Here is a 12306-nt window from a genome sequence, read left to right as displayed (position 1 = left end):
GATAAATCATGAAAAAAACAAAAATTTTAGGAACAGCTCTTATTGGAGCTTTGCTTTTTAGTGGTTGTGCGCAAACAGCTTATACAGATGGAAAGGCAAGTCAGGTAAAAAAAGGCGATGCTTTAACCTTGGGTCTTGATAGACAAGATTTTGAAAGTGCAGCTGAAACTATGATAAATAGTATGTTAAGCGATCCTGCTTTTGCAAATATTAAACCAGGTACAAGAAAGGTTATTGCTATTGGTAGGGTTGTGAATGATACCCCGCAAAGAATCGATACTGAAAAACTCACCGCAAAAATCACTTCTGCATTAAGAAAATCAGGTAAATTTGTTCTAACTTCGGCAGTTGCTGCAGGCGGAGCGCTTGATAGCATGAGTGAAGATGTAAGAGAATTAAGAGATAATGATGAGTTTAATCAAAAAACCATAGCAAAAAAAGGGACATTGGTATCGCCTGATTTTTCTCTTGCGGGTAAAATTAGACAAGATAATGTAAAACTTAGCAATGGTAAAACTCAAGTAGAATACTTTTTCTTACTAAGACTTACTGATTTAACATCAGGTTTAGTTTATTGGGAAGATGAGCAAACTATTGATAAAACTGGTTCTAGTAAATCAGTTACTTGGTAAAATAAAAATTAATTTATGAATAAAATTTTTAGCTCAAGTGTTTAGCTTGAGCTTTTTTTATGATTTTTAAAAGGATATGAAATGAAAAAAATATTATTTATTGGCTCTTTAGTTATGGCAAGTTTACTTTATGCACAAGGTTCCCAGCCTGTAGAAATTACACAACAAGATATAAATACTCAAAATGAAATGTCTGATGCAAGTACTAAGGATATTACCCCAAAATCAATTGAAGATTTTTTTGAAGAATTTGCCGATAATTTCGGTATAGAATATGGTATAACCAAAGATGGAAAAACTTTTTATACGGGAAAAAGTACTGTTGCTGTAAATGATACTGATCCACAATTTGCACAAGCTTTACAAAATGCTTATCAAAAAGCAATGTTAAATTTACAAAGCGAATTTATAAGAGATGCTTTTGGAAGAATTGCTACAAGCAAGATTCAAAATTATGAAGCAGATAATTCTACTAATGCTAAGGAATTTGATGAATTGCCAAAAGGTGATAAGGTTGATCAAATTTTAAATAAACTTACACAATTAGCTGGTGCTCAGCTTGATAAGGCATTAAAAGATTTAGGTATAGATACAAATTCTTTAAGCGAAGACAGAAAAAAGACTTTATTAAAGCAAGAATTTCTTAATAAAACTATGACAAATGCCATAGGTTCTATGAGTGGACTTGTTCCTGTGCAAACTATAGTTACACAAAGAAGAGGTGAGTATGATGTAGGTGTTATTGCTGTTATTTCCAATAAAACTCGCCAATTAGCAAAAGATATGGCACTAGCAAGACAGAGTGCTATTAAGGGTAAAGGCAAGGCAATAAGTGAGTATCTGCCAAAAGATACAAAAGGCTTTTTAAATGAATATGGAATTCGCTTAGTTTATGATGAAAATGGTGCGCCTATTATTTTAAGTTATGGAAACTGGGGTTATGTAGCAGATCCTAGCAATGCTAAAAAAACAAATATTTTAGAAGATAGAGCCAAAGAAACAGCACTTACTATGGCTGATGCTGCTATTATAGAGTTTATTAATACAAATTTAAGTCTTAAAGATGAAAGAACAACTGGTGATACTTACGAGGAAATTATCAAACAAAGTATTAATGTTAATGATAGTTCCACTCAAGAACAAACTCAAAACATAACAAATATTATTGACAAAGTAAGTAGTAAAATAAAAGCAAGTGCAAGCGGTAAAATTCGTGGTATTCGTACTCTTAAAAAATGGAGCTATACAAGTGAAAATGGTATTGAATATGTAGGAGCTGTGAGATTTTATTCTTATGAAAATTTAGCTAACACAAATGAGGCTTTAAATTCAAAGTCAAATACAACAAAAAATGAAGCTAAAAAATCTTCTAGCATACAAAGAAGCTCTAATGTTGTAAATAGCATGGATGATTTTTAAAGGTAAAAGATGAAAATAATTAAAATTCTTTTTTTAGGCTTATTTTTAAGTCTAAGTCTTAATGCTAAAGTTATAACCACAACTTCAACAAAATCAAGCACAGGCGAAGGCACAGGCTTGACTAGGGAAGATGCGATAAACAATGCCATTATAGAAGCTATAGGAAAAATGAGCGGAGTAAGCATCAATTCTCTTAAGAAATCTAACACTAGCGTTTCAACTGATAATTCAGGTTCAAACATACAAGATAATTACAGCGAGCAAATTTCAAAAGCCACCAAAGGTAGAGCCGATACTTATGAAATCAATAGTGTTGAACAAGATGTAAATGGTAAATATACAGCCAATGTAACGATTTTTAAAACCACAACAACAAAAAAGTATCAAGCTCCAGGTTTAAGTGCAGATAATAGAAGAAGTATTACTGTTTTTGATTCTACTCCAGATGTTGCAAAAAGAGGTATAGGCTCAGCTTTGCAACAAAAAATCATTTCTGATTTATTGCAAAGTCGTAAATTTAATGTTTTAGACCGTGATTCTAGTGGCTATTATGAAATGGAAAAAGCTTTAATCAAAAGTGGCGACGCAGCTAGTGATGAAGTTTATAAACTTAAAAATGTGTTAGCAACAGATTATATTTTATTGTTTTCTGTTTCAGGACTTGAAGGTAAGCAAAAAACAAGCAATTTAACAGGAAAAAGCAAAACTGAAATTGAAGTTATCGTAGATTATCGCGTGTTTTTATTTGCTACAAGACAAATTAAATTTTCTAATACTTTAAGTATGAAAGTTAGCATTAAAGACGATAGCCTTAGTGCCAATGAAGCTGCACTCAAACAAATTGCAAATCGTATTGCAGGAGATATTTTAAATGCAATTTATCCTTTGAAAGTTGCAAGCGTTGAAAACAATGAAGTAGTATTTTCTCAAAGCTTAAATCAAGGTGATATTTATGAATGTTTTGCTCTTGGGAAGGTTATAAAAGATGCTTATACAAAAGAAAATACAGGAAGAGTAGAAAGCAAAACAGGAAGTATTGAAATCACTCGCACAAGCCCTAAACTTTCTTATGCAAAAATCACAGAAGGTAGTGTAAAAGTAGGCGATATTTGTAGACCTTTAATTGGTAGCAATAGTGGAAATGGTTATACTATAGGTCGTGATGCAAATTATGAAACCCAAGAAGGTGGCGGAGTAAATCTAGGCTTTTAAATTTTTAGAGTTTGATTTTTCTCAAACTCTAAATCCTTTCTTAAATTCATCAAAAATTAAAGAAAAATTTTGTAAAATCAAAATTCTATTAAACCACTAAAGCTTTTAAATCCGTTATTGCGGTGCTTTATGGTACTACCAATTTATAAGGAAAAGCAATGTATGCTATTATCAAACACAGCGGAAAGCAATACAAAGTAAGTGTTGGCGATGAGCTAAAACTAGATCACTTTGAAGCTGAAAGCAAAGCAAGTATTGAAGTAAGCGAAGTTCTTGCTATCAATGATAAAGAATTAAAGGTAGGTGCGCCTTTCGTAGCAGGTGCAAAAGTTGTTTTAGAAGTGATCAATCACGGAAAAGATAAAAAAGTTGTGATTTACAAAAAAAGACGCAGAAAAGATTCTAAACTCAAACGCGGTTTTAGAAGACAATTTACTCGCGTTGTAGTAAAAGATATCAAAGCTTAAGGAGTAAAGAATGGCACACAAGAAAGGTCAAGGTTCAACTCAAAATAACCGCGATTCTATAGGTCGTCGTTTAGGTGTTAAAAAATTTGGTGGCGAGTTTGTTAGAGCTGGAAATATCATCATCCGCCAAAGAGGAACTGCAACTCATGCAGGTAACAATGTAGGTATGGGAAAAGATCATACTATCTTTGCTCTAATTGATGGTTTTGTAAAATTCGAAAGAAAAGACAAAGACAGAAAAAAAGTTTCTGTATATCCTGCATAAGTTTTCAGGACGCTTTTTTAGCGTCTTGAAAACTTTAAATTTATAAATTTAACTTCTTTTATTTACTCAAATTTAGCTTTATAAATTTAAAGTCAAAGGCAATTTAAATGTTTATTGATAGTGTTAAAATTACTTTAGCTTCAGGCGATGGCGGCAAAGGTGCTGTAAGTTTTCGCCGTGAAAAACATGTTCCACTTGGTGGCCCTGATGGAGGAGATGGTGGAAATGGTGGTGATATTATTTTCGTATGTGATAATAATACCCACACTCTTGTAAATTTCAAAGGCAAAAGAGAATTACGCGCACAAAATGGTGCTGGTGGAATGGGACGCAATAAAAATGGCAAAAAGGGTGAAAATTTAGAACTTATAGTGCCCGAAGGAACGCAAGTTATCGATGCACAAACTAATGAAATTTTACTCGATCTTACCAAAGAAGGACAAAAAGAGCTTTTTTTAAAAGGTGGAAAAGGCGGACTTGGCAACACTCATTTTAAACACGCCACTAATCAACGCCCCGATTACGCACAACCTGGTATAAAAGGAGAAAGTCGCTTAGTTAGACTTGAACTTAAACTTATTGCCGATGTAGGGCTTGTGGGCTTTCCAAATGTGGGAAAATCTACTCTTATAAGCGTTGTTTCAAATGCAAAACCTGAAATTGCAAATTATGAATTTACCACCCTTACTCCAAAACTTGGACTCGTAGATGTAGATGAGTATAATTCCTTTGTTATGGCTGATATTCCAGGGATTATCGAAGGAGCAAGTGGGGGTAAAGGCTTAGGACTTGCTTTTTTAAAGCACATAGAAAGAACGAGCTTTTTACTTTTCGTGCTTGATCCTATGAGAGAAATGCCTTTAAAAGAACAATTTATAGTACTAAGAAAAGAACTTGAAAAATTTTCCAATGAACTTTTTGGGCGTAAATTTGGCATCATGATTTCAAAAAGTGATAGTGTTAATTTAGGAGAAGAATTTGCCGAGCAAATTGCTTTAAACATTAATGAGTTAGAAAATTATCTCAAAGAAATAAATAATCCGCAAAGCTTTTTAATCAAAGTCTCAAGCCTTGAAAAAACAGGACTTAAAGAACTTAAATTCATGCTTTTAGAAGAAATTAAAACTTTAAGAAATAACAAATAAAAATTTTAACAATCTAGGAGTGTTTTATATTAAAAATTTCAAACACTCCCTATTTTTTCAAAAAATAACTAGTTTATATGAAATTTTGGCTAAAATTATAAAAATTTTTCAAGGAATAAGCATGAAAAGAATAGTTGTTAAAGTGGGTTCTCATGTGATTAGCGAAGAAAACACTTTAAGTTTTGAGCGTCTTAAAAATTTAGTCGCATTTTTAGCTAAACTCATGGAAAAATATGAAGTGATTTTAGTAACTTCAGCGGCTATTTCAGCAGGACACACCAAACTAGATATCGATAGAAAAAACCTCATTAATAAACAAGTTTTAGCCGCTATTGGACAACCTTTTTTAATCAGTGTTTATAACGAGCTTTTAGCCAAATTTAATAAACTAGGTGGACAAATTTTACTTACAGGTAAGGATTTTGACTCTAGAAAAGCTACCAAACACGCAAAAAATGCTATCGATATGATGATAAATTTAGGAATTTTGCCTATTATCAATGAAAATGACGCTACAGCTATAGAAGAAATTGTCTTTGGTGATAATGATAGCTTAAGTGCTTATGCTACGCATTTTTTTGATGCGGATTTGCTTGTGATTTTAAGCGATATTGATGGATTTTATGATAAAAATCCTAGTGAATTTAGTGATGCAAAGCGTTTAGAAAAAATCACTCATATTAAAGAAGAATGGCTACAAGCAACCATAAAAACAGGTAGTGAGCACGGAACAGGTGGTATAGTAACTAAACTTAAAGCAGCTAAATTTTTACTTGAACACAATAAAAAAATGTTTTTAGCAAGTGGATTTGATTTAAGTGCGGCAAAGACATTTTTATTAGAAGATAAACAAATAGGTGGAACTTTGTTTGAGTGATTAATTTATTAAATTCTCTTTTAAAATCAAATAAGTTATAATTAAAACTTTTAATTTCACACAAAGCGAAAAAATGAAAAAAATTATTTTTATGGGTACTCCATCTTACGCAACTTGTATTTTAAAAGCACTAGTAGAAAATGAAAATTTTAAACTCGTAGCACTTTTTACCCAGCCTGATAAAGCTGTAGGTAGAAAGCAAATTTTAACTCCAAGTGATACTAAGGCTTTTTTAAGTCAAAATTATCCTAGTATTCCTATTTTTACTCCAAGTTCTTTAAAAGATGAAAATATTATAAGAGAGATTAAGGATTTAAATCCTGATTTTATCGTGGTTGCTGCCTATGGAAAAATTTTACCTAAAGCCATTTTGGATTTAGCACCTTGTGTGAATTTGCACGCTTCTTTACTTCCAAAATACCGTGGTGCCAGTCCGATCCAAAGTGCAATTTTAAACAAAGATGAAAAAAGTGGAGTTTGCACCATGCTGATGGAAGAAGGGCTTGACACAGGTGCTATACTTGAAAGCTTAGAATGTGATATAAAAGATAAAAATTCAAGTGAAGTTTTTGAACTTTTAGCAAATTTGGCCGCTAAGCTCATCCTCTCTACTCTTTTAAATTTCGATAAAATCACCCCTAAAAAACAAGAGGAAAGTCTAGCAACACTTTGTAGAAAAATCAAAAAAGAAGATGGACTTATAAATTTGCAAAATGCAAGAGAACTTTATCAAAAATATCTAGCTTTTACTCCTTGGCCTGGAGTTTTTTTGGAAAATGGACTTAAATTCTTAGAACTTGAACTTGTGGATGAATTAAAACAAAATGCTAGGATGGGTGAAATTTTAGAATTAGAAAAAGAAAGTTTTTTGCTTGCTTGCAAACAAGGAGTTTTGCGTATTAAAAAACTTCAAGAAAGTGGAAAAAAAGTTCTTGATGGTAGGACTTATTTAAATGGAAAAAGGCTTAAAAGTGAAGATAGTTTGTGTTGAAAGTATAGACTCAACTCATCTTTTTTTATGCGAGCAAATACGCAATGGAAAGATTGATGGAAATTTTGCTATTTATGCTTTAGAACAAACAAATGGAGTTGGAAGCAGGGAAAATTCTTGGCAAAGCTCTAAAGGAAATTTACATCTTTCTTTTTGTATTAAAGAAGAAGATTTACCAAAAGATTTACCTTTGGCCTCTGTGGGCATTTATTTTGCTTATTTACTTAAAGAAGTTTTACAAGAAAAAGGTTCTAAAATTTGGCTTAAATGGCCTAACGATCTATATTTAGATGATAAAAAAGCTGGAGGGGTTATAAGTGCTAAAATTTCAAATTTTATCATAGGCGGTATGGGTTTAAATCTGAAATTTTCACCTCAAAATACAGCTTTATGCGATATAGAAATTTCGCTTAAAGATTTAGTGAGTGAGTTTTTGCAAAAAGTAGAAAAAAAATTTTTATGGAAGAATATTTTTAGCAAGTATATGTTAGAATTCGAAAAATCAAGAAAATTTAGCGTCCATCATGAAGGTAAAGTTTTTTCACTTGAAAATTCTTTTTTGTATGAAGATGGTTCAATTTTACTAGGTGATAAAAGGGTGTATAGTTTAAGATGAGCGAAATTATTACAATAGCAAACCAAAAAGGTGGAGTAGGAAAGACTACAACAGCAGTAAATTTAGCCGCTTCTTTAGCTGTGGCTGAGAAAAAAGTACTTTTGATTGATGTTGATCCGCAAGCTAATGCGACTACAGGACTTGGTTTTAATCGTAATAATTATGAGTATAATATTTACCATGTTTTTATAGGAAGAAAAAAGCTTTCAGATATTATTTTAAAAACAGAATTGCCACAACTTCATTTAGCTCCTTCAAATATAGGTCTTGTAGGTATAGAACAAGAGCTTGCTAAAGGTGAAAATAATGAGAAAAAAATGCTGCTTAAAAATCAAATTCAAGAAGTGATTGATGAGTATGATTTTATTATTATTGATTCTCCACCTGCTCTTGGAAGTATTACTATAAATGCTTTTGCAGCAAGCGATAGTGTAATTATCCCTATACAGTGTGAATTTTATGCGCTTGAGGGTGTAGCTATGGTTTTAAATACAATTAAAATTATCAAAAAAACTATTAATTCTAAACTCAGGGTTCGTGGATTTTTACCGACAATGTATAGCTCTCAAAATAATCTTTCTAAAGATGTTGTAGATGATTTGAAACAAAATTTTAAAAAACAACTTTTTACTATTAATGGAAACGAAGATGACTTTATTGTGATCCCTCGCAATGTAAAACTTGCAGAAAGTCCAAGTTTTGGAAAGCCTATAATTCTTTATGATATTAAATCGCCAGGTTCTGTTGCTTATCAAAATTTGGCGTATTCTATATTAGGATAATTATAATGGGGTTAAATAAAGATAGGGGTTTAAGCAGTTTAATCAGTGATATGGATACTGTTTATAGTAAAGAATTGGGTTTTGATAAAAATCAAAGCACTATGATAGAAATTGATCAAATTTCACCCAATCCATTTCAGCCAAGAAAGAAATTTGATCAAGAAGCTTTAGATGAGCTTGCTAATTCTATCAAAGAATTTGGACTTATTCAGCCTATTATTGTATTTAAAAAAAATAGTAAATTTATTTTAATTGCTGGAGAACGTCGCTTAAGAGCGGTGAAAGCATTAGGAAAAAAAGAAATTCTAGCTTTTATTGCTGATATTGATGAGAATAAGCTTAGAGAATTGGCTCTTATTGAAAATATACAAAGAGAGAATTTAAACCCTATTGAGCTTGCTAATTCTTATAAGGATTTGATGCAAGTTCATAAAATTACTCAAGAGAATTTAGCAGAACTTATTCATAAGTCTCGTACTCAAATAACAAATACTTTAAGACTTCTGAATTTAGATATTAGAACTCAAGAGTTGATTGCTTCTGGAAAAATTTCTCAGGGTCATGCTAAAGTTTTAGTTGGTTTAGATCAAAAAGATGAAAAAATGTTGGTTGATAGTATAATAGGTCAAAAACTTAATGTTAGAGATACCGAAAAAATAGTTAAAAAAATAAAAAATAATGAAAGCTTGCCTAATCAAGAATTTGAAGATGAAATAAAGAAATTAAAACACATACTAAATCGCTTTGGATTTGACTGCAAAAATAAAAATAATGATTTTGTAATTCATTTAGAAAATATTGATAAAATTAAAAAATTAATCAAAATGCTTGAAAAGTTTTAACCAAAATCTTAGCTTTTTTATGGTAGAATAGTCCTTCAAAAATTCTAACCAAGGAGAATTATGTTTGAAGATATGCATCCTTCCATAATGCTTGCTACTATGGCTATTTTTTTAGCTATGATAGTTATTTTAAATAGTATGCTGTATAAGCCGCTTTTAAAATTTATGGATGAAAGAAATGATTCTATAAAAAATGATGAGAATAAAGTAAAAGAAAATTCTCAAGAAGTTTTAGGTGTGAATGATGAACTAGAAGCTATTCATATTAACACTAGAGAAGAAATTCAAAAAATTAAACAAAGTGCTATAGCTGTTGCTAAAGAAGAGGCAGAGCAAATTCTTAGAAGCAAAAAAGAAGAATTAGAACGAAAAATGGCCAGCTTTTATGCAGATTTAGCCGTTCAAAAAAAAGAGTTGCAAGAACATTTAAACATACATTTACCTGAGCTTAAGCAGGCTTTGCAAAATAACATAAAGAAAATTTAAGAGGAGAGAAATGAGTAAGTTATTCTTTATTATATTTTTGCTACCTTTGTATGCTTTTGGTGCATCAAATGGTAGTGGAGAATATGATATTATTCCAAGGACTATTAATTTTCTAATTTTTGTGGCTATATTGTATTATTTTGTTGCAACTCCATTTAAAAATTTTTACAAAAACCGTATTGTAAAAATTTCTTCTAAGCTTGATGAAATTCAAAAAAAACTTTTAGAAAGTAAAGCTAAGAAATTAGATACGATGAAAAAACTTGAAGAAGCGAAAGCAAATGCTGCTGCTGCTTTAGTTACAGCAAAAAAAGAAGCTGAAATCTTAGTTCAAAATATTAAGAAAGAAACTCAAGATGAGTTGGATTTACTTCAAAAACATTTCGAGGAACAGAAAGATTATGAATTTAGAAAAATGGAAAAAGAATTAGTATCAAATACTTTAAACGAAATTTTTTCTGATCCAAATATGACATTAAAACAGAGTGAAATAATAGAACTTATGATGAAGAAGGTATCTTAAATATGGAGAATATAATTGCAAGAAGATATGCAAAAGCGATAGCTTCAAGAGCTGATATAAATGATTTTTATCAGAATTTGTGTATTTTAAATTCTGCTTTTGTTTTGCCGAAATTTAAAAATGTTATAGAATCTAACGAGATTAAAAAAGAAAGAAAAATGGAATTTCTTGATTCTTTTTTTGATATTAAAAATTCTAGTTTTCAAAATTTTTTAAGACTTTTGATTGAAAATTCAAGATTAGAATACATTCCTCAAATAGTTAAAGAACTTGAAAGACAAAAAGCTTTTAAAGAAAATATTTTTGTTGGTATTGTGTATTCTAAAGAAAAATTAAGTCAAGAAAATCTTAAAGATCTTGAAGTAAAACTTAACAAAAAATTTGATGCAAATATTAAATTAAACAATAAAATCAGTCAAGATGATAGTGTTAAAATAGAATTAGAAGAATTAGGTTATGAACTTTCTTTTTCTATGAAAGCTCTTCAAAATAAGCTAAACGAATATATATTGAAAATTATCTAAGGAGAAAAAGTAAATGAAATTTAAAGCTGATGAGATCAGTTCAATAATCAAAGAAAGAATTGAAAATTTTGATTTAAATCTTGAAATTGAAGAAACAGGAAAAATTATTTCTGTAGCTGATGGTGTTGCTAAGGTATATGGACTTAAGAATATTATGGCTGGAGAAATGGTAGAATTTGAAAATGGTGATAAAGGAATGGCCTTAAACCTTGAAGAGTCGAGTGTAGGTATTGTTATACTTGGAAAAGGAGAAGGTTTAAAAGAAGGTGCTTCTGTAAAAAGACTTAAGAAGTTACTTAAAGTTCCAGTAGGTGAGGCTTTGATTGGCCGTGTTGTAAATGCTTTAGGTGAGCCAATTGATGCTAAAGGTGTGATCAATGCTAATGAATATCGTTTTGTTGAAGAAAAAGCAAAAGGTATTATGGCGAGAAAAAGTGTTCATGAGCCTTTACATACAGGAATTAAAGCTATTGATGCACTTGTGCCAATTGGTCGTGGTCAAAGAGAGCTTATTATAGGCGATAGACAAACAGGTAAAACTACTGTTGCTGTTGATACTATTATATCTCAAAGAGGTCAAGGAGTTATCTGTATATATGTTGCAATTGGTCAAAAGCAAAGTACAGTGGCACAAGTGGTTAAAAGACTAGAAGAACATGGTGCTATGGAATATACTATTGTTGTAAATGCCGGTGCTTCAGATCCTGCGGCTTTACAGTACTTAGCTCCATATACTGGTGTAACCATGGGTGAATTTTTTAGAGACAACGCAAAACATGCTTTAATTGTTTATGATGATTTGAGCAAGCATGCTGTAGCTTATCGCGAAATGTCTTTGATTTTACGTCGTCCTCCAGGTCGTGAAGCTTATCCAGGCGATGTTTTTTACCTTCATTCAAGATTGCTTGAAAGAGCAAGCAAGCTAAATGATGAATTAGGTGCTGGTTCTTTGACGGCATTGCCGATAATTGAAACACAAGCAGGAGATGTTTCTGCTTATATTCCAACTAATGTTATTTCAATTACAGATGGACAAATTTTCTTAGAAACTGATTTATTTAACTCAGGAATTCGTCCTGCAATTAATGTTGGTTTATCAGTATCTCGTGTAGGTGGGGCTGCTCAAATTAAAGCTACAAAACAAGTTTCAGGCACATTAAGACTTGACCTTGCTCAATATAGAGAGCTTCAAGCTTTTGCACAATTTGCTAGTGATTTAGATGAGGCAAGTAGAAAACAACTTGAACGTGGACAAAGAATGGTTGAACTCTTAAAACAACCACCTTATTCTCCGCTTAGCGTTGAAAAACAAGTAGTTTTAATTTTTGCAGGAACCAAAGGTTTCTTAGATGATATTGCTGTTTCTAGAATTAAGGAATTTGAAGATGGAATTTATCCTTTTATTGAGGCAAAACATCCAGATATTTTTGAGCAAATTCGCTCTAAAAAAGCTTTAGATTCTGATTTGGAAGAAAAACTAGCTAAAGCCATTAATGAGTTTAAAGCAAATCATTTATAAGGTCTT

The 12306-nt window shown here is 31.2% G+C and carries 15 protein-coding genes; all 15 read left to right on the top strand.

Annotation, left to right across the window (positions count from 1 at the left end; genetic code table 11):
* Positions 1–8: 8 nt before the first annotated feature.
* The 15 genes from lpoB (at position 9) to atpA (ending at position 12300) form a co-directional block, all read left to right on the top strand.
* Positions 9–632: a penicillin-binding protein activator LpoB gene (gene lpoB / locus AJ886_RS05225; RefSeq protein ID WP_002851945.1), complete on the top strand. Its 624-nt coding sequence runs from the start codon at positions 9–11 to the stop codon at positions 630–632.
* Positions 633–713: 81 nt separating this feature from the next.
* On the top strand, positions 714–2051 hold the full coding sequence (locus tag AJ886_RS05220) for a DUF6844 domain-containing protein (RefSeq protein WP_070233960.1): 1338 nt from the start codon (positions 714–716) through the stop codon (positions 2049–2051).
* Positions 2052–2060: 9 nt separating this feature from the next.
* A complete protein-coding gene (locus AJ886_RS05215) occupies positions 2061–3263 on the top strand; it encodes a CsgG/HfaB family protein (protein ID WP_070287323.1) in 1203 nt (400 codons plus the stop codon).
* Between the two features lie 158 nt (positions 3264–3421).
* A complete protein-coding gene (gene rplU / locus AJ886_RS05210; RefSeq protein ID WP_002778820.1) occupies positions 3422–3730 on the top strand; it encodes a 50S ribosomal protein L21 in 309 nt (102 codons plus the stop codon).
* Positions 3731–3740: 10 nt separating this feature from the next.
* Complete coding sequence (rpmA, locus tag AJ886_RS05205; RefSeq protein WP_002800974.1) at positions 3741–3995, top strand: 50S ribosomal protein L27; 255 nt, start codon at positions 3741–3743, stop codon at positions 3993–3995.
* 107 nt (positions 3996–4102) lie between these two features.
* Positions 4103–5140, top strand: coding sequence for a GTPase ObgE (gene obgE / locus AJ886_RS05200; RefSeq protein WP_002860931.1), 1038 nt, complete (start codon positions 4103–4105; stop codon positions 5138–5140).
* A 121-nt stretch (positions 5141–5261) separates the two neighbouring features.
* Positions 5262–6017, top strand: coding sequence for a glutamate 5-kinase (proB, locus tag AJ886_RS05195; protein WP_002871097.1), 756 nt, complete (start codon positions 5262–5264; stop codon positions 6015–6017).
* Positions 6018–6090: 73 nt separating this feature from the next.
* Positions 6091–7008, top strand: a complete 918-nt coding sequence (gene fmt, locus AJ886_RS05190) for a methionyl-tRNA formyltransferase (protein ID WP_002860933.1) — start codon at positions 6091–6093, stop codon at positions 7006–7008.
* Positions 6971–7624 (top strand): biotin--[acetyl-CoA-carboxylase] ligase, encoded by a 654-nt coding sequence (locus AJ886_RS05185; protein WP_070287321.1) that lies wholly within the window; start codon positions 6971–6973, stop codon positions 7622–7624. The genes fmt and AJ886_RS05185 overlap by 38 nt, the downstream gene beginning before the upstream one ends.
* Positions 7621–8406 carry a ParA family protein gene (locus AJ886_RS05180; protein WP_002851697.1) on the top strand — a complete coding sequence of 262 codons (786 nt, stop codon included), beginning with the start codon at positions 7621–7623 and terminating at the stop codon, positions 8404–8406. Before AJ886_RS05185 ends, AJ886_RS05180 begins: the two co-directional genes overlap by 4 nt.
* A gap of 5 nt (positions 8407–8411) precedes the next feature.
* Positions 8412–9248, top strand: coding sequence for a ParB/RepB/Spo0J family partition protein (locus tag AJ886_RS05175; protein ID WP_002871098.1), 837 nt, complete (start codon positions 8412–8414; stop codon positions 9246–9248).
* 60 nt (positions 9249–9308) lie between these two features.
* A complete protein-coding gene (locus AJ886_RS05170; RefSeq protein ID WP_052858914.1) occupies positions 9309–9734 on the top strand; it encodes a FoF1 ATP synthase subunit B' in 426 nt (141 codons plus the stop codon).
* Between the two features lie 10 nt (positions 9735–9744).
* Entirely contained in the window at positions 9745–10257 is a 513-nt protein-coding gene (locus AJ886_RS05165; RefSeq protein WP_044779374.1) for a F0F1 ATP synthase subunit B, read from the top strand.
* A 2-nt stretch (positions 10258–10259) separates the two neighbouring features.
* A complete protein-coding gene (locus AJ886_RS05160; protein WP_044779375.1) occupies positions 10260–10781 on the top strand; it encodes a F0F1 ATP synthase subunit delta in 522 nt (173 codons plus the stop codon).
* Between the two features lie 13 nt (positions 10782–10794).
* Positions 10795–12300 (top strand): F0F1 ATP synthase subunit alpha, encoded by a 1506-nt coding sequence (gene atpA, locus AJ886_RS05155; protein WP_002851836.1) that lies wholly within the window; start codon positions 10795–10797, stop codon positions 12298–12300.
* The last annotated feature ends 6 nt before the right edge of the window (positions 12301–12306 follow it).

This window comes from Campylobacter sp. BCW_6465, assembly GCF_001762815.1.
Classification (GTDB): domain Bacteria; phylum Campylobacterota; class Campylobacteria; order Campylobacterales; family Campylobacteraceae; genus Campylobacter_D; species Campylobacter_D jejuni.
This window is presented reverse-complemented; position numbering and strand designations above follow the sequence as displayed.

What these genes read in the sequence shown, in the direction of transcription:
- AJ886_RS05170 (WP_052858914.1), top strand. Translation starts at nt 9,309, where the DNA reads ATGTTTGAAGATATGCATCCTTCCATAATGCTTGCTACTATGGCTATT.
- AJ886_RS05180 (WP_002851697.1), top strand. Translation starts at nt 7,621, where the DNA reads ATGAGCGAAATTATTACAATAGCAAACCAAAAAGGTGGAGTAGGAAAG.
- AJ886_RS05175 (WP_002871098.1), top strand. Translation starts at nt 8,412, where the DNA reads ATGGGGTTAAATAAAGATAGGGGTTTAAGCAGTTTAATCAGTGATATG.
- lpoB (WP_002851945.1), top strand. Translation starts at nt 9, where the DNA reads ATGAAAAAAACAAAAATTTTAGGAACAGCTCTTATTGGAGCTTTGCTT.
- atpA (WP_002851836.1), top strand. Translation starts at nt 10,795, where the DNA reads ATGAAATTTAAAGCTGATGAGATCAGTTCAATAATCAAAGAAAGAATT.
- rplU (WP_002778820.1), top strand. Translation starts at nt 3,422, where the DNA reads ATGTATGCTATTATCAAACACAGCGGAAAGCAATACAAAGTAAGTGTT.
- AJ886_RS05185 (WP_070287321.1), top strand. Translation starts at nt 6,971, where the DNA reads ATGGAAAAAGGCTTAAAAGTGAAGATAGTTTGTGTTGAAAGTATAGAC.
- proB (WP_002871097.1), top strand. Translation starts at nt 5,262, where the DNA reads ATGAAAAGAATAGTTGTTAAAGTGGGTTCTCATGTGATTAGCGAAGAA.
- AJ886_RS05160 (WP_044779375.1), top strand. Translation starts at nt 10,260, where the DNA reads ATGGAGAATATAATTGCAAGAAGATATGCAAAAGCGATAGCTTCAAGA.
- AJ886_RS05220 (WP_070233960.1), top strand. Translation starts at nt 714, where the DNA reads ATGAAAAAAATATTATTTATTGGCTCTTTAGTTATGGCAAGTTTACTT.
- rpmA (WP_002800974.1), top strand. Translation starts at nt 3,741, where the DNA reads ATGGCACACAAGAAAGGTCAAGGTTCAACTCAAAATAACCGCGATTCT.
- fmt (WP_002860933.1), top strand. Translation starts at nt 6,091, where the DNA reads ATGAAAAAAATTATTTTTATGGGTACTCCATCTTACGCAACTTGTATT.
- AJ886_RS05215 (WP_070287323.1), top strand. Translation starts at nt 2,061, where the DNA reads ATGAAAATAATTAAAATTCTTTTTTTAGGCTTATTTTTAAGTCTAAGT.
- obgE (WP_002860931.1), top strand. Translation starts at nt 4,103, where the DNA reads ATGTTTATTGATAGTGTTAAAATTACTTTAGCTTCAGGCGATGGCGGC.
- AJ886_RS05165 (WP_044779374.1), top strand. Translation starts at nt 9,745, where the DNA reads ATGAGTAAGTTATTCTTTATTATATTTTTGCTACCTTTGTATGCTTTT.